The organism is Tenacibaculum piscium (assembly GCF_021390715.1).
Lineage (GTDB): Bacteria > Bacteroidota > Bacteroidia > Flavobacteriales > Flavobacteriaceae > Polaribacter > Polaribacter piscius.
The window spans coordinates 20,219-43,241 of sequence record NZ_JAJGWT010000009.1 but is presented as its reverse complement, the minus strand read 5'-3'; the positions used below and the strand labels follow the sequence as shown (position 1 = coordinate 43,241).

Annotated in this window: 22 protein-coding genes; 11 read left to right on the top strand and 11 right to left on the bottom strand. The window is 31.2% G+C overall.

Going from position 1 to position 23,023, the window contains the following annotated elements:
* Positions 1 to 50: 50 nt before the first annotated feature.
* The 8 genes from hisB (at position 51) to L0U77_RS09215 (ending at position 6,814) form a co-directional block, all read left to right on the top strand.
* The gene (gene hisB, locus L0U77_RS09250; protein WP_233897157.1) at positions 51 to 1,184 is read left to right on the top strand and encodes a bifunctional histidinol-phosphatase/imidazoleglycerol-phosphate dehydratase HisB; all 1,134 of its coding nucleotides are present in this window, start codon (positions 51 to 53) and stop codon (positions 1,182 to 1,184) included.
* A 12-nt stretch (positions 1,185 to 1,196) separates the two neighbouring features.
* Entirely contained in the window at positions 1,197 to 1,793 is a 597-nt protein-coding gene (hisH, locus tag L0U77_RS09245) for an imidazole glycerol phosphate synthase subunit HisH (RefSeq protein WP_233897158.1), read from the top strand.
* A gap of 9 nt (positions 1,794 to 1,802) precedes the next feature.
* Complete coding sequence (gene hisA / locus L0U77_RS09240) at positions 1,803 to 2,516, top strand: 1-(5-phosphoribosyl)-5-[(5-phosphoribosylamino)methylideneamino]imidazole-4-carboxamide isomerase (RefSeq protein WP_232113202.1); 714 nt, start codon at positions 1,803 to 1,805, stop codon at positions 2,514 to 2,516.
* Entirely contained in the window at positions 2,510 to 3,262 is a 753-nt protein-coding gene (gene hisF, locus L0U77_RS09235) for an imidazole glycerol phosphate synthase subunit HisF (protein ID WP_233897159.1), read from the top strand. The genes hisA and hisF overlap by 7 nt, the downstream gene beginning before the upstream one ends.
* The gene (gene hisIE, locus L0U77_RS09230; RefSeq protein ID WP_233897160.1) at positions 3,259 to 3,843 is read left to right on the top strand and encodes a bifunctional phosphoribosyl-AMP cyclohydrolase/phosphoribosyl-ATP diphosphatase HisIE; all 585 of its coding nucleotides are present in this window, start codon (positions 3,259 to 3,261) and stop codon (positions 3,841 to 3,843) included. Before hisF ends, hisIE begins: the two co-directional genes overlap by 4 nt.
* A 23-nt stretch (positions 3,844 to 3,866) precedes the next feature.
* Positions 3,867 to 5,018: a class I SAM-dependent methyltransferase gene (locus tag L0U77_RS09225; RefSeq protein ID WP_233897161.1), complete on the top strand. Its 1,152-nt coding sequence runs from the start codon at positions 3,867 to 3,869 to the stop codon at positions 5,016 to 5,018.
* A 123-nt stretch (positions 5,019 to 5,141) separates the two neighbouring features.
* Positions 5,142 to 5,798, top strand: coding sequence for an NAD-dependent epimerase/dehydratase family protein (locus L0U77_RS09220; RefSeq protein ID WP_233897162.1), 657 nt, complete (start codon positions 5,142 to 5,144; stop codon positions 5,796 to 5,798).
* A gap of 98 nt (positions 5,799 to 5,896) precedes the next feature.
* A complete protein-coding gene (locus L0U77_RS09215; RefSeq protein WP_233884881.1) occupies positions 5,897 to 6,814 on the top strand; it encodes an EamA family transporter in 918 nt (305 codons plus the stop codon).
* 140 nt (positions 6,815 to 6,954) lie between these two features.
* Here the strand turns inward: L0U77_RS09215 and L0U77_RS09210 are convergent, their stop codons facing one another.
* The 9 genes from L0U77_RS09210 to L0U77_RS09170 all read right to left on the bottom strand — a co-directional run bounded on the left by L0U77_RS09210 (position 6,955) and on the right by L0U77_RS09170 (position 16,180).
* Positions 6,955 to 7,815, bottom strand: a complete 861-nt coding sequence (locus L0U77_RS09210) for a DUF1853 family protein (RefSeq protein WP_233897163.1) — start codon at positions 7,813 to 7,815, stop codon at positions 6,955 to 6,957.
* A gap of 120 nt (positions 7,816 to 7,935) precedes the next feature.
* A complete protein-coding gene (gene miaA, locus L0U77_RS09205; protein WP_233897164.1) occupies positions 7,936 to 8,838 on the bottom strand; it encodes a tRNA (adenosine(37)-N6)-dimethylallyltransferase MiaA in 903 nt (300 codons plus the stop codon).
* 15 nt (positions 8,839 to 8,853) lie between these two features.
* Complete coding sequence (locus tag L0U77_RS09200; protein ID WP_241426938.1) at positions 8,854 to 9,669, bottom strand: ion transporter; 816 nt, start codon at positions 9,667 to 9,669, stop codon at positions 8,854 to 8,856.
* 57 nt (positions 9,670 to 9,726) lie between these two features.
* The gene (locus L0U77_RS09195) at positions 9,727 to 10,815 is read right to left on the bottom strand and encodes an exonuclease domain-containing protein (protein ID WP_101917159.1); all 1,089 of its coding nucleotides are present in this window, start codon (positions 10,813 to 10,815) and stop codon (positions 9,727 to 9,729) included.
* Between the two features lie 30 nt (positions 10,816 to 10,845).
* Positions 10,846 to 11,553: a YggS family pyridoxal phosphate-dependent enzyme gene (locus L0U77_RS09190; RefSeq protein ID WP_233901092.1), complete on the bottom strand. Its 708-nt coding sequence runs from the start codon at positions 11,551 to 11,553 to the stop codon at positions 10,846 to 10,848.
* A 62-nt stretch (positions 11,554 to 11,615) separates the two neighbouring features.
* Positions 11,616 to 12,863, bottom strand: coding sequence for a DUF1015 domain-containing protein (locus L0U77_RS09185; RefSeq protein WP_101917158.1), 1,248 nt, complete (start codon positions 12,861 to 12,863; stop codon positions 11,616 to 11,618).
* Positions 12,864 to 12,929: 66 nt separating this feature from the next.
* On the bottom strand, positions 12,930 to 13,886 hold the full coding sequence (locus tag L0U77_RS09180; RefSeq protein WP_233900290.1) for an NAD(P)-dependent oxidoreductase: 957 nt from the start codon (positions 13,884 to 13,886) through the stop codon (positions 12,930 to 12,932).
* A gap of 81 nt (positions 13,887 to 13,967) precedes the next feature.
* Positions 13,968 to 15,038 carry a 3-phosphoserine/phosphohydroxythreonine transaminase gene (gene serC, locus L0U77_RS09175; protein WP_193700036.1) on the bottom strand — a complete coding sequence of 357 codons (1,071 nt, stop codon included), beginning with the start codon at positions 15,036 to 15,038 and terminating at the stop codon, positions 13,968 to 13,970.
* A gap of 80 nt (positions 15,039 to 15,118) precedes the next feature.
* Positions 15,119 to 16,180, bottom strand: a complete 1,062-nt coding sequence (locus tag L0U77_RS09170) for an acyl-CoA reductase (RefSeq protein ID WP_233900292.1) — start codon at positions 16,178 to 16,180, stop codon at positions 15,119 to 15,121.
* A 70-nt stretch (positions 16,181 to 16,250) separates the two neighbouring features.
* On the opposite strand from L0U77_RS09170, the gene L0U77_RS09165 reads away from it, so the two are divergent.
* The gene (locus L0U77_RS09165) at positions 16,251 to 16,601 is read left to right on the top strand and encodes a 4Fe-4S dicluster domain-containing protein (RefSeq protein ID WP_101917154.1); all 351 of its coding nucleotides are present in this window, start codon (positions 16,251 to 16,253) and stop codon (positions 16,599 to 16,601) included.
* Positions 16,602 to 16,704: 103 nt separating this feature from the next.
* Here the strand turns inward: L0U77_RS09165 and L0U77_RS09160 are convergent, their stop codons facing one another.
* Positions 16,705 to 19,560: a TonB-dependent receptor gene (locus L0U77_RS09160; protein WP_233901060.1), complete on the bottom strand. Its 2,856-nt coding sequence runs from the start codon at positions 19,558 to 19,560 to the stop codon at positions 16,705 to 16,707.
* A gap of 217 nt (positions 19,561 to 19,777) precedes the next feature.
* On the bottom strand, positions 19,778 to 20,644 hold the full coding sequence (locus L0U77_RS09155; RefSeq protein WP_101917152.1) for an alpha/beta hydrolase: 867 nt from the start codon (positions 20,642 to 20,644) through the stop codon (positions 19,778 to 19,780).
* Positions 20,645 to 20,818: 174 nt separating this feature from the next.
* Here L0U77_RS09155 and L0U77_RS09150 point away from each other — a divergent pair, with 174 nt between their 5' ends.
* Positions 20,819 to 21,628 carry a M48 family metallopeptidase gene (locus L0U77_RS09150; protein ID WP_101917151.1) on the top strand — a complete coding sequence of 270 codons (810 nt, stop codon included), beginning with the start codon at positions 20,819 to 20,821 and terminating at the stop codon, positions 21,626 to 21,628.
* A gap of 77 nt (positions 21,629 to 21,705) precedes the next feature.
* Positions 21,706 to 23,001, top strand: coding sequence for an MFS transporter (locus tag L0U77_RS09145; RefSeq protein WP_233897168.1), 1,296 nt, complete (start codon positions 21,706 to 21,708; stop codon positions 22,999 to 23,001).
* Positions 23,002 to 23,023 lie beyond the last annotated feature (22 nt).

Genomic DNA, 23,023 nt, shown 5'->3' with positions numbered 1-23,023 from the left:
TAATCACTTCAAAAATAAATTAACGGAGTATTTTTATTAAAAATCAGCACATGAAAAAAGTATTATTTATAGATAGAGACGGAACTTTAATTAAAGAACCAGCAGACGAACAAACAGATTCATTCGAAAAATTAGCCTTTTATCCGAAGGTATTTCAAGGATTAAGCAAAATAGCTAAAGAATTAGATTTCGAATTGGTTTTAGTTACAAATCAAGATGGATTAGGAACAGAAGTGTATCCAGAAGATACTTTTTGGCCTGTACATAAATTTGTAATGCGTACATTGGCTGAAGAAGGAATTGTTTTTTCAGAAGAAATTATTGATGTCACTTTTGCTAAAGATAATCAGCCTACAAGAAAACCAAATACAGGTTTGTTAACAAAGTTTTTTTCGGAAGAATATGACTTAGCAAATTCATTTGTTATTGGTGACCGTTTAACAGATGTTGAGTTAGCAAAGAACTTAGGAGCAAAAGGGATTTATATAAATGATGAAACTTTTTTAGGTACTGATGAAATTACCGTTAAAAGAAGTGAATTAGATGATTTTATCGCCTTAGAAAGTAGCGATTGGAATGCTATTTATGAGTTCTTAAAACTAGAAGAAAGAACATCTGCAATTGTTAGAAATACCAATGAAACTAAGATTGATATTAAATTAAATCTTGATGGAACAGGTAAAAGTAAGATTAGTACAGGAATTGATTTTTTCGATCATATGTTAGATCAAATTGCACGTCATGGGCAAATGGATTTAGATATTCAAGTGAAAGGAGATTTAGAAGTTGATGAACATCACACAATTGAAGACACTGCTATTGCTTTAGGTGAAGTTTTTAACAAAGCTTTAGGTAATAAATTAGGAATAGAACGTTACGGTTTTTGTTTGCCAATGGATGATTGTTTAGCGCAAGTAGCTATCGATTTTGGAGGTAGAAATTGGTTAGTTTGGGAAGCAGATTTTAAAAGAGAAATGGTAGGTAAAATGCCAACAGAAATGTTTTTTCACTTTTTTAAATCATTTACCGATGGCGCAAAATGTAATTTAAATATAAAAGCTGAAGGTGATAATGAACACCATAAAATTGAAGCTATTTTTAAAACATTTGCAAAAGCAATAAAAGTTGCTGTAAAAAGAGATAGTAGTAAAATGATTTTACCATCAACCAAAGGAACGCTATAATTCATAATTAATATGATTGCAATTATAAAATACAATGCAGGTAATATACGCTCTGTTCAAAATGCTATTACTCGTTTAGGGTACGATAGTATTATAACAGATAACCCTGCTGAAATACAACAAGCCGATAAAGTAATTTTTCCTGGTGTTGGCGAAGCTAGTTCGGCAATGGCATATTTAAAAGAACGTAAATTAGACGAACTTTTAGTATCGCTAACCCAACCCGTATTAGGTATCTGTTTAGGATTACAACTTATGGGAATGTCTTCAGAAGAAGGAGATACAAAATGTTTAGGTATTTTTAATACGGTTACAAAAAAGTTTCCGCCTTTAGAAAAAGTACCACACATGGGATGGAATAACTTTTCAGAAATTAAAGTTGCTGAAATTAAATCATCAAAAATCATCAAAAATTTAAATAGTAATGATGATGTATATTACGTACACGGATATTATGCAGAAGTTTGTGAGCAAACCATAGCAACCTGTAATTATATACAGCCATTTAGTTCAATTATGCAAAAGGATAATTTTTATGCGATGCAATTTCACCCAGAAAAATCAGCAAGTATTGGTGAAAATTTATTGAAAAACTTTTTAGAATTATAAAATAAGAAAATGAGAATTATACCTGCCATAGATATTATTGATGGAAAATGTGTACGCTTAACAAAAGGTGATTACGCAACCAAAAAAATATATAACGAAAATCCTGTTGAAGTAGCCAAAGAATTTGAAGACAACGGAATTGAGTATTTACATTTAGTAGATTTAGATGGTGCTAAATCGCAACATATTGTAAATTATAAAATATTAGAACAAATTGCAGCTAAAACTAATTTAAAAATTGATTTTGGTGGTGGATTAAAATCTGATGAAGATTTACGTATTGCTTTTGAAAACGGAGCTAGTCAAATAACTGGAGGTAGTATTGCTGTTAAAAATCCTGATATTTTTACAGGATGGTTAACTAAATATGGTAGCGATAAAATTATTTTAGGTGCCGATTGTATCAACAGAAAAATAGCAACTCATGGTTGGTTAGAAACATCAGAAGTAGATGTTGTTGACTTTATAAAACAGTACGAACAAATAGGTGTAAAAAACACTATTTGTACAGATGTTGCTAAAGATGGAATGTTACAAGGTGCTTCTGTAGATTTATATAAAGAAATTTTAAGTAAAAGCGATGTAAATTTAATTGCTAGTGGAGGTGTTGCTAGTATTGACGATTTAATAGAGTTGAAAGAAATAGGTTGTGAAGGCGCTATTTTAGGAAAAGCTATTTACGAAGGTTATATCAGCTTAAAAGAATTACAAAAGCTATGTTAAAAAAAAGAATAATACCTTGTTTAGATATTAAAAACGGAAGAACTGTAAAAGGTGTTAATTTTGTTGATATTAAAGACGCTGGTGATCCGATAGAATTAGCTAAACAATATGTAAAAGATGGCGCTGACGAATTAGTATTTTTAGATATTACAGCTACTCTAGAAAACAGAAAAACACTAGTTGATTTAGTTGAAAAAATAGCACAAGAAATAAACATTCCTTTTACTGTTGGAGGTGGAATTAGTACTGTTGATGATGCATTAGCTTTAATAAAAGCAGGTGCAGATAAAGTGAGTATTAATTCATCGGCAGTAAAAAATCCGCAGTTAATTACCGATTTAAAAAACAGATTTGGAAGTCAGTTTGTGGTGGTTGCTATTGATACAAAACATGTAAATGATACATGGAAAGTATTTACAAAAGGAGGTACTAACGAAACTGAATTAGAAACAGTTGCTTGGGCTAAAGAAGCAGAAAAATTAGGAGCAGGTGAAATTTTACTAACTTCGATGAATAGTGATGGAACTAAGGCAGGTTTTTCAATTGATATAACTAACTCTGTAAGTAGTGCAATTAATATTCCAGTTATAGCATCAGGAGGAGCAGGTAAAGAAGTCCATTTTAAAGATGTTTTTACCAAAACACAAGCTAGTGCAGGTTTAGCAGCAAGTATTTTTCATTTTGCTGAAATACCAGTACCACAACTTAAACAATACTTAAAAGAACAAAATATACCAGTACGATGAATATAGATTTTACAAAAGGAGACGGTTTAGTACCTGTAATAATTCAGAATGATACCACATTACAAGTTTTAATGTTAGGGTATATGAATGAGGAAGCTTTTTTAAAGACAAAAGAAACTGAAAAAGTTACTTTTTTTAGCAGAAGCAAAAGTAGGTTATGGACAAAAGGCGAAGAGTCTGGTAATTTTTTAGAAGTAAAAGATATTCAAATCGATTGCGATAACGATACTATTTTAATAAAAGCAATACCAGCAGGACCAACTTGTCATAAAGGAACGACTTCTTGCTTTGCAGATGAAACTCCAAAAGGTTTTTTATATGAATTAGAACGTATTGTTTCTGATAGAATTGATACGGATCATCCAACTTCATATACAAATAAATTGTATAAAAGAGGAATTAATAAAGTTGCTCAAAAAGTTGGAGAAGAAGCTGTAGAGCTTGTTATTGAAGCAAAAGATAATGATGCTGATTTATTTAAAAATGAAGCTGCCGATTTATTTTATCATATTGTAATTCTTTTAAAAGCAAAAGGTTTTACGTTAAGTGAAATTGAAGCAGTTTTAAAAGAAAGGAATTAAATGATTTATAGTATTTTTGCAAAATGAATGAATTTCAACAATTAAAAGATACCTTAAACGAAAGCGTTTTAGAAGCTAATTTTGTAAAACTAACGTTAAGTAAACCTATCAAAAAAAGTGATGGATTGCCAAATGTATATGTTCGTTTGGTAAAAATAAAAGAAACAGAAATGTTTCAATTTACGTATCATTATAATACAAATGATAAGGTTAAAAATTATACGATTTCTGAAGCTATTACCGAAATAGAAATTTTATTGATGGATAATTTTAGAGCAGCAACGTTGTTTACATTATCTAAAGATTTATTGATATTTATATCTAAAAGAAAACTAGTTTCTTATCGAGTAAATGCCGCTAGTTTTAAGCATAAATTACCCGAAACACACGATAAACCAAAAGAGCGTTTAGCCGAAGCAGGAAGTTATTTACATCATTTAGGAATTACCGACAAAGAAGGAAAGGTTATTCATAAAATGGCAGATAAATATCGTCAAATTAATAAGTATTTAGAAATTATTGAAGGCTTATTAAAATCGACAAAATTACCAAAACATATTAATATTGTTGATATGGGATCGGGTAAAGGCTATTTAACATTTGCTTTGTACGATTATTTAGTAAATCAAAAAAAATACAGCGCAACGGTTACAGGTATCGAATTACGTAAAGAATTGGTAGATTATTGTAATGATGTTGCTGAAAAATCGGCATTTACTAATTTATCATTTGTAGCACAGCCAATTCAAGAATATGATAACAATAAAATTGATATTTTAATAGCATTACACGCTTGTGATACGGCTACTGATGATGCTATTTATAAAGGATTATCAGCAAAAGCAGAACTGATTATTTGTGCGCCTTGTTGTCATAAACAAATTCGTCAGCAAGTAAAAGGAAAAGAGCAAGAAAGCCCGTTATTAAAATACGGAATTTTTAAAGAACGTCAGTTTGAAATGGTTACAGATACGATTCGTGCGTTAATTTTAGAAAAAAGTAATTATAATACCAAAGTTTTTGAATTTATAAGTAACGAACATACGCGTAAAAATGTAATGTTAGTAGCAAGTAAATCAATAAAAAAGAACGATATATCTAAAATTGATGCTAAAATAGCAGGTTTAAAAGAAGCGTATGCTATTGAAAGTCATTATTTAGAAACACTTGTATAAAAATAAAAATAGTACGAAAGTTCATTTTAAAATAGTATCTTAAAAACCACCAAATATTGGTGGTTTTTTTGTGTAAATAATATCTTTAAAATAATTTTCAATTAATTTTAAGCAATAAGAAAGATGAAAACAGCAATTATATTAGGAGCAACAGGATTAACAGGAGGTTTGTTATTAGATAAGTTAATCGCCGATGAAAATTACAAAACGATTAAAGTTTTTACAAGAAAATCAACAGGAAAAGCGTCGCTAAAAGTAAAAGAGTTTATAGGTGATTTACTGTTGTTAGAAAATTTTAAAGAAGATTTTTTTGCTGATGAGGTATATTGTTGTATCGGCACTACAGCGAAAAAAACGAAAGATAAAACACGTTATAAAAACATTGATTACGGTATTCCTGTTGCTGCTGCAAAATTATCCAAAGAAAATGATATTCCTTTTTTTGTCGTAATATCAGCTATGGGAGCGAATGAAAAAAGTAGTGTTTTTTATAATAAAACAAAAGGTGAAATGGAGCAAGCTGTTTTAGCTCAAAATATTAAAAACACCTATATTTTACGTCCTTCTTTAATTAAAGGAAATCGTACTGAAACTCGTTTTGCGGAAGATTTAGGGAATTGTATTGCCCGAATAATCAATCCTTTTTTAATAGGGAAATTGGCGAAATATAAAAATATAAAAGCAGAAACAATAGCAGCAGCGATGAAAAATATTTCAGCATTAAAACCAAGGGAAACCATACTTTTTTCGGACACAATTAAAGCACTTTCAAAAGTATAATTTGTTAAATTTTATCAACTAAAAATATTTTTATTTTTTTTCTGAAAAATTCAAATAATAGTTTATTTTATGTGAAAAATATTTAAAATATTCAAAAGATGAAAAATTCAAAATTTTTAATTATAGCTGCTTTTTTTTCGATATACATTATATGGGGTTCTACCTATTTGTTTAATAAAATAGCGGTAACAGAAATTTCGCCATTATTTTTAGCGTCGATACGTTTTTCAATAGCGGGAATTTTAATTATGATACTGGCTAAATCTATGAAATTATCGTTAAAAATCACTAAGAATCAGTTTGTAAATTCAGGAATTGCAGGGTTTTTATTTTTGGTGTATGGAAACGGTGTTTTTGTCTGGGCATTAAAATATGTCGATAGTGGTTTTGCGGCTTTATTAGCTTCGACACAACCGTTATTTGTGTTATTTTTACTGCGTTTAATTGACGGGAAAAGATTGCAAAAAAAATCAATGATAGGTGTTTTATTAGGTTTAATAGGGATGTATTTATTGGTTAGTCAGCAGGAAATCACTACTTCAGAAGGCAGTGTTTTAGGGATTTTCATGATTTTAACGTGTGTTTTGAGTTGGAGTTACGGAAGTGTATTTGTATCAAAAGCTGATTTACCAAAAAATCATTTAGTAAGCACAGGTTATCAGATGTTAGTCGCAGGTTTTATATTGGCGATATCGAGTTTAGTTTTTAAAGAAACGTGGACATCGCCTTTAAATTGGTCACAAAAAACTCAGGGAGCGATGTTATTTTTAATTATTTTGGGAAGTATTGTTGCTTTTACGTCTTTTAATTATTTGTTAAAAGTTGTGGCTACTGAAAAGGTTGCAACATCGGCGTATGTAAACCCGATAATAGCGTTATTTTTAGGTTGGGCATTGTTAGATGAAACGTTAACGCTACAATCGGTTATTGCTTCTATGGTACTTTTAACGGGTGTTTATTTTATAACATCAAGAAAAAGATTGGTAAAAGTTCTTCCTAAAAAAGGGAGTTTTTAGCGATTATTTTTTGGAGCTATTTCCCGCTTTCCGCACTCGCTCTTTTTTGAAGAAAAATCAAAAAAGGAGCTCAAACAATTGCTTCAATCGGGGCTAGGGTTTTTTGCTTGAAAGACTATTTTTATATTTTAAATAGGCAGTTACCACCAGATAACAAAAAATTTCAATAATTCGCCATTTGTTTTTTTCAACCAACAAAGTGGCGATTTTTTGTCTATTAAAACGGGTGTTATTTTTGTAATAAAATCATTAAAAGTATGCCAATTAATGTTTGTGTGAGGTGTTACGAGCCAATTATGTTTTGTTGGAATGTAAAATTTACAATCTTTAAATTGATTTAATTCAAGTAAAGTAACATAAAAACCGATAATACAATCGGTATTAATTAAAGAATATTTTTTGTTGTTTTTTTGATGAAATTCTTTTCCATAATCTTTTAATGGAACAAATAATTGTGCTTTAAAATAAAGTTGCTGTGCTATGTTTTTAGCCTCTAAATTTAGTGTTTTTAAGTAGTTTTCACATTCTTCAGAATAGAGTAGTGGTAGTTGTTTTTCTTTAAGTTTGGTTAATTTTTGAACTAGAGAATCTTGTTTGTTAGGACCAATCCAGCGTTCAATTTCTGTATTACTTGCTGAAGTATCATATAAATAAAACTTATAAATTATTTCTACATGAATTGGTTTTTCATCTTTTAAAAGTAAGCAATCTAGTTCGCCAAGGGTTATTTTTTCTTGTTGAATTTGGATGTTTTCGACTAATATTTTAAGGCGTTTATCTTGTTGAAATTCAAAAGAAACAAACCGTTCGACTAATTTTCCTAAGCGTGGTATTTTTGTAATTTCTACTAAAAAAGAGGCTGTTTTTGTAGCATTTATTTCAAATTGTTGTAAGTCAAAGATATTTTTTTCATCTTTTATATTCCATAATCCGTTCCATAGAAAAGGTGTTTTTAAAAAGCCTTCGTATTGTAATTGCAAGTCTTTAGATTTTTTATCCATCAGTGAAAAAAGTTTTGATATGCCTTGTGGCTGAATTTATTTCAGCATCGCATTAAAAGAGGTAACTACGGCAAATTATGATGAGAACCTGAACTAAATTCAGGTTGACGGATTCGATTTTTATATTTTATCTTCTAAAGAAGTAATAATTTTTTGAATATCATCTTGAAAATCGAACCAATTAATTTGGGTATCTCTACGAAACCAAGTTCCTTGTCGTTTTGCAAAACGGCGGGTATTTTTTTTAATTTCTTCAATGGCAAATTCTTTGGTAAAATTCCCTTCAAAATATTCAAATAATTCGCGATATCCAACAGTTTTTAATGCGGTTAAATCTTTATGAGGTTGCATTTTTTTAGCCTCTTCAAGCAAACCATTTTCTAACATAATATCAACACGTTTATTAATTCGGTCGTACATAATTTGTCTGTCGGCAGTTAAACCGATTTTGATAACTTCAAAATTACGAGGTGCTTTGGGTTTATTTTTAAAAGAACTGTATGTTTTTCCACTACCAATACAAACCTCTAAAGCACGCATTACTCGATGCGGATTATCAATAGTAATGGAATTATACGTTTCAATATCGAGTTCTTTGAGTTGTTCTTGAAGTTTTTCGATGCCACTTTCTTCAAGTTCTTGGGTTAATTTTTCTCTGATACTAGCATCGACTTCAGGGAAATAATCCAAGCCTTTCAAAACGGCATCAATATATAAACCGCTACCGCCAACCATAATTTGCACAGGATTTTCAGTAAACAATTCGTCTAATTTAGCGAGTGCATCTTTTTCAAATTGACCGACAGAATAGTTATCAAAAATACTTCTATTTTGAATAAAATGATGTGGCGCAGCTTCCAATTCTTCCGAAGAAGGAACTGCAGTTCCGATGCTCATTTCTTTAAAAAACTGACGAGAATCACAAGAAATAATACTGCAATTAAAATGCTGTGCAAGTTTTATACTTAATGCTGTTTTTCCGATTGCGGTAGCACCAACAATGGTTATTAAGGTGTTTTTCATTTTAATTGTGTAATTTTAATCGTGTAGTTTATTTCCGCAATGATTGCAAAAAATGGCATTGTCATCATGTCCTTCATGCGAACAGTTTGGGCAAGATTGTGTGTTTAAATTTAGGTCGTTTACTTTGACCATTTCAGAACTTACAATTCCCGTAGGAACGGCAATAATTCCATATCCTAAGATCATAATAATACTCGCTACAAATTGTCCAAAAGGCGTATGTGGTGCGATATCGCCATAACCAACGGTGGTTAAGGTTACAATTGCCCAATAAACGCTTCTTGGAATGCTTGTAAATCCGTTTTCTCCGCCTTCAATTAAGTACATAACGGTTCCTAAAATAACAGATAATATCAATACAAAAAACAAGAAAACAGTAATTTTTGTTCTACTAGCTTTTAAGGCTTTCATAAAATTATTCGATTCGCCAACAAAACGAGCAAGTTTTAAAATTCTGAAAATCCGTAGTAAACGTAAGGCTCTTAAGGCAACTAAACTGTGCGTTCCTGTAAAAAAAATCGCCAAATATTTCGGAATTGTAGAAAGTAAATCAATAACTCCATAGAAACTAAAAATGTACTTCGCTGGTTTTTTTATCGAAATTACGCGAATAATATATTCCACAGAAAATAGTATGGTAATTATCCATTCTGAAATGTTTAAAAGTGTACCATGTTTGGAATTGATACTTTCCACACTTTCGAGCATGACCAGTAAAATACTGGCAAGAATGGCAATTAATAAAATGATATCAAATAATTTACCAGCGGGTGTATCGGCTTCATAAATTATTTCATGTAATTTTTCTTTCCAGTTTTTTGTATTTTTCAAAATAGGAGCAATATTATTATGTAATTACTTTTTAGTGTCTAGATTTTCAATTTATTTTTACTCAATTTCTAATCGTACAATTTTGGAAACGTTGTTTTTGAGTAAATAATTTTTGATAATTGTTTTTGCAATTTCACGATTTTCAATAGGCGTTAGCATCGATTTTAAAACGGATAAATTATTTTCTTGAAAGGCTAAATTGGTGTAGGTATATCCTAAAACGGTATTTTTTTCGATTAAAATAACGGCATTTTCTTCAGGGCTTCTTCCTTTATCAAGAATTAAAAAAGTATCATGATTAAAATGTTTACCAGATATTTTTGGTTTGCGAATAACGTTATATTTAGGACGTAATTTAAGCAATTCTAAATGATATTTTAAGCGTGTAAAAAGCAGGTTTCCAGTTTCTTGAAACGTTATTTCGTGTATTCTTTTTAGAATATTTACGCCTTTTGGGCTTTCTTTTAAAAATAATTTATTGACTTCTTTTTTTATATTTTGTCCTCGTCCGATAAAAATAATGGTGCCTTGCTGATTATGCACATAAAAAAGTCCTTCTTTTTCGGGTGATTTTTCTAATAATTTTAGATAGCGTTGTTTTATATGTCTGTTATCGGCATATTTTATAGATTGTTGCACGATATTTTTATCAATATCTTTTTCCAGTAAAAGTTTAAACAATTGAATTGTAGCGAGTGCATCGCCATTTGCTCGGTGTCGGTCGCTCATCGGAATACCGACAAATCGACATAATTTTCCTAAACTATGCGAAGGTGCTTCGGGGATTAATTTTTTACTAAGTGCTACAGTACAGATGGTATTTCGTTGATAATCAAATCCTAATCGGTCAAATTCGGTACGTAAAATTCGATAATCGAAACTCGCATTATGTGCGATAATAATACAGTCTTTGGTAATTTCAATAATTCGTTTTGCAACTTCATAAAATTTAGGAGAGTTACGCAACATATTGCTATTAATTCCTGTTAATTTCACGACAAATTCCTGAATTTCTCGTTCAGGATTCACTAAGCTAATAAATTGATCTACAACTTGATGTCCATCAAATTTATGAATCGCAATTTCTGTAATTCCTTCTTCGTTAAACTTTCCTCCTGTGGTTTCAATATCTAAAATTGCGTACAAATCTTTTTTTTTAAACTGATAACTGTAAATCTAAACAATATAATTTCGAACTCCAAAAATAGCGCTACCAATTCGTACCATAGTGCTACCATTTTTTATGGCTAATGGATAATCGCCACTCATTCCCATGGATATTATTTTTAAGTCAATATTTTTTACTTCTTGTTTTTTTTGCTGATTTTCCTGTTGATTTTCTTGTTGCTGTTTTTTATTTTCAAAAAAGTTTTTTAGCGATAAAAATTCTTCTTCGAGTTGTTGTTGATTGTCTGTAAAAGTAGCCATTCCCATAAGTCCGACAATTTTAATATTTTGCAATGCTACAATTTCTTCGGATGTAATAATGGCATCAATATCTTGAAATGACAGTCCGAATTTCGTATCTTCTTTGGCGATTCTGGCTTGTAATAAGCAGTTAATAATTCGGTGGTGTTTTTTAGCTTGTTTGTTGATTTCTTTGAGTGTTTTAAAGCTATCAACTCCGTGAATTAAATTGACAAAATGCGCCATATATTTCACTTTATTACTTTGCAAATGTCCAATCATATGCCATTTGATATCTTTAGGTAAAGCATCAAATTTGGCGACCATTTCCTGAATTTTATTTTCACCAAATACACGTTGTCCTTCGTTGTAGGCTTCTTGAATATCGGCGATTGGTTTTGTTTTAGAAACGGCAACGAGTGTTACATTTGCTGGAATGCTAGTTTTTATTTGGGCTAAATTTTCTTTAATTCCTATCATTTCTTTTAAATTTTTCTTTTAATTTTTTGGTGATTTTTTTTGATTTGTTTGGCTGTTTTTTATTGACAATCAAATTCATAAATCGTTAAAGCACTTCTTAATTTTGGCTCGATATACGTTGTTTTTGGAGGCATTAACATATCGGCATCTACAATTTCTTTGATTTCATTGATAGAGGTTGGCAACATTCCGAAGGAAACTTTAAATTCGCCTGTATCGACTTTGGTTTTCAGTTCTAAACTATCGGATTTATCTTGAGAATATAAAATTTTAGAGGCATTTCGAATATCTTCAATTCCTAAAATAGGTTTTAAAATGGTTTTATACAAAATTTGTGCATCTAATTTACTTAGGGCATTTTTAAAATTATATCTTGATTTTCGCAAGTATAGGGCATAAAATTCGCCGTTTAAATACATGCTAAAATGATGTTTTTCTTTGGGTTTGTATAATTCCTGTCCTCTATTTTCGATTCTAAAAAAAGTATCTAATTCGATTAAAAATTCTTCGGGAGTGAGTCCGTTTAAATCTTTTATAAACCGATTAAATTCATAAATACTCAATTGACTCTCGGGCAATAAGTAGCTCATAAAAAAGTTATACGCTTCTTTTCCTGTATGCTTCGGATTTTTTTTGGCTAAGTTTTTGGCAAGCAAACACGCCGAAGTTGAACGATGATGACCATCAGCAATATATAAGGTTTCGATGTCTTTAAAAGCGTCAATTAATTGTTGAATATCATTTTGATTATCAATAACCCATAATAAATGATGGTCTTTATCGGTGGTTGAAAACTCATATTCGGCTCTTTTTTGCTGATATTTTGCTACAATTTTATTAATAATTGGATTATCAGGATAGGTAAGAAGCACAGGTTCTGCATTGAATCCTGTATTTTTCAGATAATTTTCAAATAATAATTCTCTTTCTTTGAGTGTTCCTTCGTGTTTTTTGATGATATTTTGATGATAATCTTCCACGGAAGTTGCACTAATAATTCCGCAAAAAGAGTTGGTAGCGGTTGTTTTTTGATAGAGATAAAATGCTGGGATTTCATCTTGTTTAAAAACGTCATTTTCTTTAAATTCTAAATATCGATTATGCACGAGTTTGAAGCGTTGTTCGCCACTAACATCTTGTTTATGATATTTATATCCAGGATTTATGACGTGTAAAAAGCTATACGGATTGAATGCTAATTTTGCATCTAGCATTTTTGGCGTATAAATTTCATGTGATTTTGCCGAAACCAACGCCACTTTATCTCTAGTGGCTCGAACGGCTTTAAATGGTTTTACGATTGCCATTGATAATTTTTTTAGTGCTAAAGATATTTTTTAATAAAGCGAGAAGCTTAAATATCAAAAAAATGTTTAAATATGTAATGAATTGATAATTTTATCTGCTAATTCGGTGCTTATTTTATGTTGTGATTCTTGTGTTAAAGCAGCAATATTAGGGCTTAAAGACAGTTCAGGATTCATTAATAATTGAATTTCAGGTGTTGGTTGATTCTCAAAAGTATCTAAACCTGCGTATTTTACTTTTCCACTTTCGATGGCATTTACAAGTGCAATTTCATCGACTAAACCACTTTGAGCTACGTTAATAAAACCAACGCCATTTTTCATTTTTTCAAATTCTTTAGCACCAATTACATGATTTTCTTCGGATGATACATGCAGGGTTATAAAATCGGCATCTTTTAAAAGTTCATCAGAATTTGTCATTTCAATTTCGATATCAATCACTTGACCATTATAAAATTCTACAGGAATTGTTATGGTATCATTAAATTCTACATCAAAACCAATTACTTTCATTCCTAATCCGAGAGCAATTTTTGCTACTTGTTGTCCGTCGATATTCATGCCGATAATTCCTAATGTTTTTCCACGAAGTTCTGTTCCTTCAGAAAAATGTTTTTTCAGTGAATTAAAATTCATATCGCCTTCTAACGGCATTTCTCTATTGGCTTGATGTAAAAAACGCACCATTCCTAAAAGGTGTGCAAAAACGAGTTCTGCAATTGCGTTGGCACTTGCATCATTGATATTTACGACTTCTACGCCACATTCTTGAGCGTATATAACATCGATATTATCATTATTTGTACTTGCATTTGCTATTAATTTCAAGCTTGGGCAATTATCGATAAGTTCGGAATGTATTTGAATATTATTTTTAATAATGATTGCATTAATTGCTTCATCATTAATAAAGTTTTGTAATTGTTCTTGTGCAACTTTGGTTGTAATTACTTCAAAACCTGCATTTTCTAACGTATTTTTTCCACTTTCAGAAATTCCGTCGTTTGCTAATATTTTCATTGTATGCTGAATTACGCTTTAATTATTCTTTACTTTTTTTACTCTTTTACTCTTTTACTCTTTTACTCTTTGATGCTGATGCTATAATTTTTGTATTCTTTCAAATTCTTGCATCACATCGACAAGTGCTTGTACGCTGTATAAAGGCAGTGCGTTGTACATACTTGCGCGGTATCCGCCGATGCTTCGATGTCCTTCTAATCCGTTGATATTTGCTTGTTTCCAAAGCGTATCAAATTCATTTTTCAACGCTTCATTTTTAAGTTTAAAAGTAGCGTTCATGTGGCTTCGGTCTTCTTTTTGGGCAGTTCCTTCAAAGAGTTTATTTCTATCAATTTCGGCATATAAAAGTGCTGATTTCTGCTCGTTTACTTTTTCAATAAACGGGATTCCGCCTAAATTTTTCAACCATTCAAGAGTTAGCATCGAGGTATAAATCGCAAAAACGGGAGGCGTGTTAAACATACTTTCTTTGTCGATAAACGTTTGATAATTTAACATTGATGGAATTTCTCGTTCCACTTTTCCTAGAATTTCATTTTTGATAACCACAAGTGTTGTTCCTGCTGGACCCATATTTTTTTGAGCTCCTGCGTATATCAAATCAAATTTTGAAAAATCTAATTGACGCGAAAAAATATCCGAACTCATATCGCAAATTAACGGCACATTTGTTTTTGGAAAGTTTTTCATTTGTGTTCCGTAAATCGTGTTATTACTGGTACAATGAAAATAATCTAAATCCGTAGGAATGGTATAATTTTTAGGAATATAAGAGAAATTTTTATTTTCTGAAGAAGCAACTTCCTCAATTTCGCCGAATAATTTTGCTTCTCTTATCGCCTTTGAACTCCAAGTTCCTGTATTTAAATATCCTGCTTTTTTGTTCAATAAATTATAGGCTGTCATTAAAAATTGCCCACTTGCACCGCCTTGTAAAAATAATGCGGTGTAGCCTTTATTTTCTAAATTTAATAATTCTAAAACTAAATTTCGTGCTTTTTCAATGACATCAACAAAGGGTTTACTTCGGTGAGAAATTTCAATTAATGATAAATCATCATCATTAAAATTGAGAATTGCTTGGGAAGCTTTTTGTAAAACTTCTTCAGGTAAAATACACGGACCTGCACTAAAGTTATGTTTTTTCATTTGGTGCTTTTTTATGGATAATTTTTAAGAGATAACAAAGGTGCAAAATTTATGGCGAGTTTTATAGCGAGTTCTTTTTTTTAAATTTCCGATAAAAAAGCTAAGGTATTTACGCCGTCGGCATATTCCCATAATTCGGGATGTTGGGTTTGTCCAAAAGCGATTTCATTTTCGAAAACATCACGAGCAACAACGCATTGAATTTTTTCTTTTTCTTGTGAAATCTTTATTTTTAAATCGGCGATAGTATCATAATATTCATAAAAAATGGTGGCGATAGGCGAGGAGTAACTGGCATCTTCTTTAATCATTAAAAAACCATTTTCTAAAATATCGAATTCACTCATTAAATATACGGTTTTATTATAATCGTAATTATTGGCGTATTTGGCGTTGTTGATAATTTCTTGTTGCTGATACATTCCGTTAAAAAAAGCGTCAAAATTATAATTTCTAGGCACAAATAATTTGGAAACCGAACGACATCCTAAGCCAAAATAACGAAATACATCGGTACTTAAATTCTCAAAATCTTCGGATGTTTCGTTTCCTGTTAAAACGGCTACCGAGTTTCTACTTTTTCTAATAATGTTTGGTTTTCCTTTGAAATAATATTCAAAATAACGGGCAGTATTATTGCTTCCTGTTGCGATAACGGCATCAAAATCCGATAATTTATCTTCTGTAAAACTTATTTTTCCTTTTAAATCAGGCGAAATATATTCTAGATATTTGGCTAAAAAAGGCAGTAAATGTTTATCGTTTGATGATTGTTTTACAACAACTGAATGTCCAGAAATCAAAACAGATAAAAAATCATGAAAACCTACTAATGGAATATTTCCTGCCATAATAATGGCAACTTTTTGAGGCGTATTAGTTCCTAATTTTTCATTGGCAATCCATTGTTGTATTTTTTCTTCGGATAATGCGTTGCTCCAATTTTGAGTTGCAAATAATAAATTATCGGTAGTAAACCATTTATTATTTTCTTCGGCTATTTTTAATTGATGTTTAAAACCATCAAAAAATAATTCATTATGTGGAATATTTTCTTTCTTTTTAACTTCCGATTGAGAAAATTGTCCTAAAAAGACACCTAGTTTTATAAAAGCTTCAATTCTATTTTGGATTGTATCCATTTATTTTGTTTCTAAATTAATTTGGAACTATTTTTGCAATGCAAAGTTACAAAACTGAAACAGATTAATTATGGCAATTATAATAACTGATGAATGTATAAATTGTGGTGCTTGTGAACCAGAATGTCCTAATACGGCAATTTACGAGGGAGCGGATGATTGGAAATATGCAGACGGAACTGAATTACAAGGAAATGTAGTGTTACCAAATGGTAAAAAAGAAAACGCAGATACTGATCAAGAACCAATATCAGATGAAATATATTACATCGTAGCAGATAAATGTACGGAATGTAAAGGTTTTCATGAAGAACCACAATGTGCGGCAGTTTGTCCAGTAGATTGTTGTGTTCCTGATGATGACAATGTAGAAACGGAAGCCGAATTGTTAGCAAAAAAACGTTTTTTACACAACGAATAATATTTCTAATTTTAGAATATTTAAAAAGCCAAAATCATCATGATTTTGGCTTTTTGTTAAAAAAACAAATAAAAAATAGAAACAAAAATTTTAAATTTTTATATTAAAACTGATAATTTACAGATAAATTAAACATCGTTCCTAATTGACTAAAATGTGAACCATCATAGGTCATTTGTGAATAACGTTGGTTAAAGGTAATTAAATTTGAAGGAGAACTTGTAACAGAAGCTCCATCTAAAATAGCTTGTCCTGTAGTGGTCGCATCTGTAAATTTCCATTCAGGTAATACATTTAAAATATTATTAACATTCAACGCGATGGTAATTCTATCAGTAGCTGTAAAATTTATTCCTAAATCCGTTACGATTTTCGGAGTAAATTCTGTTTTTAAATCAGAACCTCCATCGGTTAGAGCATCAGTAGGAATATCCGAAGCATTTATAAAAATATCTTCCAGATTTTGTAAGCCTAATTGTGCAAATTTTGTTTTACCGAAATACGTATTGTTTAAAGAAAACCCAAATTTCCCGATACTATAATTCGCCCCTAAAATCCATTTTGTTTCAGGTCTTGAAGTGAAAAATAAGGCTTCTTGCGTTTCATTTACAACCGATTGGTTTGAAGCAGTAACAAAAGTAGGATTTTTAACTTTTCCAACACGTTCATTTTTAATGGTATAATTTCCTGATAAATTAAGTCCTAATTTACCATCACCGATTTCAATTCCTTTATATCCAAGAACAACATCTAAACCATCAGTTTGAGTATCCATCGCATTTAAAAAGAAACTAACATCTGATAATCCTTTGAAAACAGGTGTGTTAGGTGGTTTTACTTCCGTACTTAAAATAATTCTATCTTCTACTTTAATACTGTAATAATCTACCGTAAAAGAGAAATTTCTAAAAGGTTTTCCTCCAATTCCAATGGTGTAATTAGTTGATTCTTCTGCTGTTAAATCTTTTAAACCTAACAATCCTTTTTGAGATGATACATTACTAACCAAACCACCAATTTGTATTCCTTGTCCTGGAACGAAACTATTTTGTGATTTTTGTGTATAAATTTGATGTAATGTTGGCGCTCTAAATCCTGTAGAAAGCGAACCTCTTACCGTATATTTATCGTCTGCAAATTTATAACGAGAACTTAATTTCCAGATAAAAGTACTTCCAAAATCAGAATAATTTTCAACTCTTGCTGTTCCGCTAAGCAAAAAATCTTTGTTGATATCCCAATCTAAACTTGCGTATCCTCCTAAATTATATCGACTAAATTTCCCTGAATTTTTAAGGCTATTTCCCGAAAAAGAATCGACACCGCCACCATCATAAGATCCTAATTCTCCTTCGATTACTTCAAATTCTTCCGATCTAAATTCTGTACCAAAGGCAACACTTACTTGGTCTGAAAGTATTCTTGAAATATCGATATTCCCTACTTTATGAGAAAAAGCTGTTCCTCCTGTATCGTAGGATTTCTTACTGTTTTCTCTATATAATTCTGAACCTTGTGTTATTTCTCCTGTATCAACATCGCCATTATTATTGGCATCAATCCAAGTAGAAGGAGAATATACTTTATTCCCATTATGAGATTCACTCACTCTATAAGTTTGTGAATTTCCACCTGTGGTAAAACTTACGTCAATATTCCAGTCATTTTTTTTGGTTTTAAAACCAACAGTAGCATTATAATCATTTAAATCACCTTCAAAAGTTGGGGTATAACCGTCATAACCGCCAGCATTTGTAGGATGATTTCCTGGATAAAAATCTGCTAAATATGGGTATCCATCTTTTGTGTCAAGTGTTCTCCAATACGGTGTTCTGTGGTTTGCAAAAGAATTTACTTTTTTGAATACATACGCGGCATTTGCATATATTTCAGTAGCTTCACTAAGTGAATATCCTGCATTTATTGAAAACTTAGAAGCTGCCATTGTTGGAGTTCCATTAATATTATTGGCATCTGGGTTTCTTTTTAAATACTCTTGAACATCAGCCAAGGTAAGTGGCGTAGTTGCTTCTGAATCATAAAAATCAGCAAATTCTCCTTCGGCACTAACAGTTCCTGCTCGATTTGCAGACGCTGTTTTTGAAATATCAACCGTATAATTTACAAAACCTTTATCATCACCAATACTAGAACCATTGTTTAAACTTACGCCAAGCATTTCGCCATCGCCTTCGCCAGTAATTCCAGTTCTAAAAGTCGCTGAACCGTCTTTAGCATTATCTTTTAAAATAATATTGATAACTCCTGCAATCGCATCAGAACCATATTGTGCCGAAGCGCCATCTCTAAGAACTTGCACTGTTTTTATAGCATCCGTAGGGATTCCAGAAATATCAGAACCTGTTTCCCCACGTCCGGGAGCGGCTTGTGTGTATAATAATGCACTTAAATTTTTACGTTTTCCGTTGATTAAAATTAAGGTTCTACTAGGTCCCATATTTCTAATTTCGTAGGGATCTAATAAAGAAGTTGCATCATTAACAGGTGTTTGAACCGTATTAAAAGAAGGAATCTTATATTGTAACGCTTTATCAAAAGACGTTTGTCCTGTTGATTGGAGGTCTTTAGCCGATACTACATCGATCGGTAAGGCACTTGTCGTGTTGCTTCGTGATGGCGTTCGAGAACCTGTAATAACAACTTCGTCTAATTCTAATCCTTCTTTTAAGATGATTTTAAAATTCTTTTTTCCATTTACAGGAATTTCTTGTGTTTCAAATCCTGAAAAACTAATAATTAAAATAGCATCATTTTTAACGGTTAGTTTAAATGCTCCGTTAAAATCAGAATTTGTACCGTTGGAAGTTCCTTTTTCAATAACATTTGCTCCAGGAAGCGCTTCATTAGTACTATCGACAATAGTTCCTGAAATTTGTGATTGCGACCATAGCAGGCTACTACATAGTGTAGCAAAAAATAAAAGAGTAAATTTTTTCATAAAAATGTGTTTAGTTAGTAATAATTTAACGTTCAAATTACAGGTAAAGCTGTTTTTTTAATGATTGGTTATATTATTAATAAGGAGTCTGTTGAAATAATATACTCGTTATTTTAACATTTTTTTTAGAAAAAAATAAAAAAAAAGATATTTTAAGGCTAATTTTAGGTAATTTTCAGGGATTTTATTTGTTATTTTTTTAGTTTTTGTTGATGAGTTATTGATTGATAAAATTGACAATATCAGCAGTTACTTTTTTATTGCGTAGTATTTTAGTGTGTCCTAATCCTTGGGTGATTAAAAGTGTTCCTTTCTGTAAGTTTTCACGAATGTTGATCGCACAATTCACAGCGACATCACCATCATTTGCATCATGAATAACTAGGGTTGGAATCGTTATTTTTTTGGCAACAATACTTGAAGAATGCTTATCGATATTTGTTTGTGCTTTTTTATCAAAAAATTGCTTCATTTTTTCACCGATAACAGGCTTTACTTTCAAACTATTTGCAAAATTAAAAAGTACGTTAGAAATGCTATCAGGAGCTCCAATAGTCACTAATTTATTGATTTTAAAATCAGTAGCAACACTATTATATAAGCACATTGCACCAAAAGAATGTCCAATAGCACTTTCAAAAGAACCAAATTGTTTATTAATTTCGGTTATAGTTGCTATAAATTCGGGCATTGATGTTGTTTTTCCTGATGAGTTTCCATGCGCAGGACCATCAAAAGAAATAACCATATAGCCTTTTTCTAATAATTTATCGGCAATCATATACAATTGCGTACTTCTACCTGCCCAACCGTGTACTAATAATACTTTCTTTTGAGAATATCCATAGGATAAAACTTCGATATTTTTAGCAATACTTGGCACAAAAATTGTTTTCTTTTGTGCGCTTTCAAACATTATTTTTTCTCTTTTCGGAATTGGGAATTTTACAGGAGTGCTAAAAAGAACCGTAGCAAATTTGGCGGTTAAATGTGTCGAGAATAACTGTATTCCCTTTGCTAAAAAAGTAATCGGTTTTGGAATAACAAGTGTTGGAGGAAACAGTAATGTATTTTTTAACTTCATTAAATTTATTAAGTTTATTTTAGACTTATTTTAAAATAGATTTTATGATTTTTATCGGGATAAAGATATAATTAGTTTGCTATTTTTGTGACATTATTTTTAAAATGTGTCATAATAGAACAACCAATATTAAAAATATAAATAACAACTAAAAATCATCAAAAAAATTAAAAAATGAAAAAAATTATAGCTTTAGGAATGGTCGCTTTATTTTTAGTACAATGTAGCACCGTGCCAATTACAGGTAGAAAACGTCTTAATTTTGTAAGCGATGCGCAAGTATTACCGGCAAGTTTTGCACAATATAAAGGTTTTTTACAGGAAAATAAATTATCGACAAACGCTACAAAATCAAACCAAATAAAAAGAGTTGGTAAAAATATTTCTTCAGCAGTAGATCGTTTTATGAGAGCCAACGGAATGACATCAGAAGCAAATTCATATCGTTGGGAATTTAATTTAGTAGAAGATAATACCGTAAATGCTTGGTGTATGCCAGGTGGAAAAGTAGTTTTTTACACAGGAATTTTACCAATTTGTGCCAATGAAGATGGAATTGCAGCAGTAATGGGACATGAAGTTGCACATGCATTTGCAAAACACGGTCAAGAGCGTATGTCTACTGGTCAATTACAACAATTAGGTGGTGCTGCGGTTGCTTTAGGAACGGCGAATAGCAAAAATGCACAACTTTTTAACACCGCATATGGTTTAGGAACACAAGTCGGAATTATGTTGCCTTTTAGTAGAAGTCATGAAACAGAAGCCGATAAATTAGGATTGGTTTTTATGATAATGGCAGGATATAACGGTCGTGAAGCCGCTGAGGTTTGGGTACGAATGAGTCAAATGTCAAAAGGAAAAGCACCTGCAGAATTTATGAGTACACACCCTTCGAATCAAACACGTATTCGAACACTTAGAGCTTATTTGCCAGAAGCAAAACAATTAGCCGCTAAATTTAACAGAGGCGTAAAAGGATAGTATCATAAATTTTTTATATTGCAAACCGTTCGTAATAATTTATTGTTATTACGAACGGTTTTTTTATTTTAAGATATATGTATAAAAGAGGCGATAAAAAGTTAATCAATGCGTGGGCGTTTTACGATTGGGCAAATTCAGTATATTCACTAGTGATTAGTACGGCAGTTTTTCCGTTGTATTATAGTGCGGTAACCAAAGGAAAAACAGTCCGTTTTTTAGGAATGGACTGGGAACATCCTGATAGTTTATATAGCTATGCGTTGTCATTTTCTTTTTTAGTGGTGGCACTTATTTCGCCAATTTTATCAGGAATTGCCGACTACACAGGAAGTAAGAAAAAATTTATGAAATTTTTCTGTTGGATGGGTGGTTTATCGGTAATCGCTTTATTCTTTTTTGAAGGTGTTGCTACTGTTTGGATTGGTATTTTATTTACCATTTTAGCAAGTATTGGTTTTTGGGCAAGTTGGGTATTTTACAATGCGTATTTACCCGAAGTAGCCTTGCCAGAACAACAAGATAAAGCCAGTGCAAAAGGTTTTATTTATGGTTATGTTGGTTCTGTTATTTTGTTGATTATCAATTTAATATTGATTCAAAAACCTGAATTATTTGGGATTACATCGGGTATGGCATCTCGTATTTCTTTTGTGATGGTCGGGCTTTGGTGGATTAGTTTTGCACAAATTACCTTTAAAAAACTACCCGACGATATTTACAATAAACAGCCCGATAACGATTATATCTGGAAAGGGTACAGTGAGTTAAAAACGGTATATAAAGAAGTCTTAAATTATCCGACTTTAAAGCGTTTTTTAATATCCTTTTTCTTTTTGAGTATCGGAGTACAAACGATTATTTTAATGGCAGCAATTTTTGGTTCATCAGAATTAAATTTACCCACTTTTAATATGATTTTGACTATTTTATTGGTGCAAGTTGTCGCTATTTTGGGGGCTTATATTTTTTCGAGGATTTCAGGGAAATTTGGAAATATTACTGCTTTAAAAATAACGATTATCATTTGGATGCTAGTATGTTTTTTTGCTTTTTCGTTGGATAAATCACAAGAAAATGTAGGAATGTATTTCTATGGATTAGGCGGTTTATTAGGATTGGTTCAGGGTGCAATTCAAACGCTTACTCGTTCGACATATTCAAAGTTATTGCCAGATACGCAAGATAACGCCACTTATTTTAGTTTTTATGATGTTACGGAAAAAATAGCCATTGTTCTAGGAACTTCGGTTTACGGAGCATTATATGCCATTACAGATTCGATGCAATGGAGCGTATTATGTCTGGCGGTTTTCTTTTTAGCGTCATTATTAGTGTTAAGTACCATGAAAAAAACAAAATATGTAGTTTAATTATTTTTTACAATTTAAACAG

Bases quoted from the DNA above. Each gene is read 5' to 3' on its own strand.
- hisB (WP_233897157.1), top strand. From the start codon at position 51: ATGAAAAAAGTATTATTTATAGATAGAGACGGAACTTTAATTAAAGAA.
- hisH (WP_233897158.1), top strand. From the start codon at position 1,197: ATGATTGCAATTATAAAATACAATGCAGGTAATATACGCTCTGTTCAA.
- hisA (WP_232113202.1), top strand. From the start codon at position 1,803: ATGAGAATTATACCTGCCATAGATATTATTGATGGAAAATGTGTACGC.
- hisF (WP_233897159.1), top strand. From the start codon at position 2,510: ATGTTAAAAAAAAGAATAATACCTTGTTTAGATATTAAAAACGGAAGA.
- hisIE (WP_233897160.1), top strand. From the start codon at position 3,259: ATGAATATAGATTTTACAAAAGGAGACGGTTTAGTACCTGTAATAATT.
- L0U77_RS09225 (WP_233897161.1), top strand. From the start codon at position 3,867: ATGAATGAATTTCAACAATTAAAAGATACCTTAAACGAAAGCGTTTTA.
- L0U77_RS09220 (WP_233897162.1), top strand. From the start codon at position 5,142: ATGAAAACAGCAATTATATTAGGAGCAACAGGATTAACAGGAGGTTTG.
- L0U77_RS09215 (WP_233884881.1), top strand. From the start codon at position 5,897: ATGAAAAATTCAAAATTTTTAATTATAGCTGCTTTTTTTTCGATATAC.
- L0U77_RS09210 (WP_233897163.1), bottom strand. From the start codon at position 7,815: ATGGATAAAAAATCTAAAGACTTGCAATTACAATACGAAGGCTTTTTA.
- miaA (WP_233897164.1), bottom strand. From the start codon at position 8,838: ATGAAAAACACCTTAATAACCATTGTTGGTGCTACCGCAATCGGAAAA.
- L0U77_RS09185 (WP_101917158.1), bottom strand. From the start codon at position 12,863: ATGGCAATCGTAAAACCATTTAAAGCCGTTCGAGCCACTAGAGATAAA.
- L0U77_RS09180 (WP_233900290.1), bottom strand. From the start codon at position 13,886: ATGAAAATATTAGCAAACGACGGAATTTCTGAAAGTGGAAAAAATACG.
- serC (WP_193700036.1), bottom strand. From the start codon at position 15,038: ATGAAAAAACATAACTTTAGTGCAGGTCCGTGTATTTTACCTGAAGAA.
- L0U77_RS09170 (WP_233900292.1), bottom strand. From the start codon at position 16,180: ATGGATACAATCCAAAATAGAATTGAAGCTTTTATAAAACTAGGTGTC.
- L0U77_RS09165 (WP_101917154.1), top strand. From the start codon at position 16,251: ATGGCAATTATAATAACTGATGAATGTATAAATTGTGGTGCTTGTGAA.
- L0U77_RS09160 (WP_233901060.1), bottom strand. From the start codon at position 19,560: ATGAAAAAATTTACTCTTTTATTTTTTGCTACACTATGTAGTAGCCTG.
- L0U77_RS09155 (WP_101917152.1), bottom strand. From the start codon at position 20,644: ATGAAGTTAAAAAATACATTACTGTTTCCTCCAACACTTGTTATTCCA.
- L0U77_RS09150 (WP_101917151.1), top strand. From the start codon at position 20,819: ATGAAAAAAATTATAGCTTTAGGAATGGTCGCTTTATTTTTAGTACAA.
- L0U77_RS09145 (WP_233897168.1), top strand. From the start codon at position 21,706: ATGTATAAAAGAGGCGATAAAAAGTTAATCAATGCGTGGGCGTTTTAC.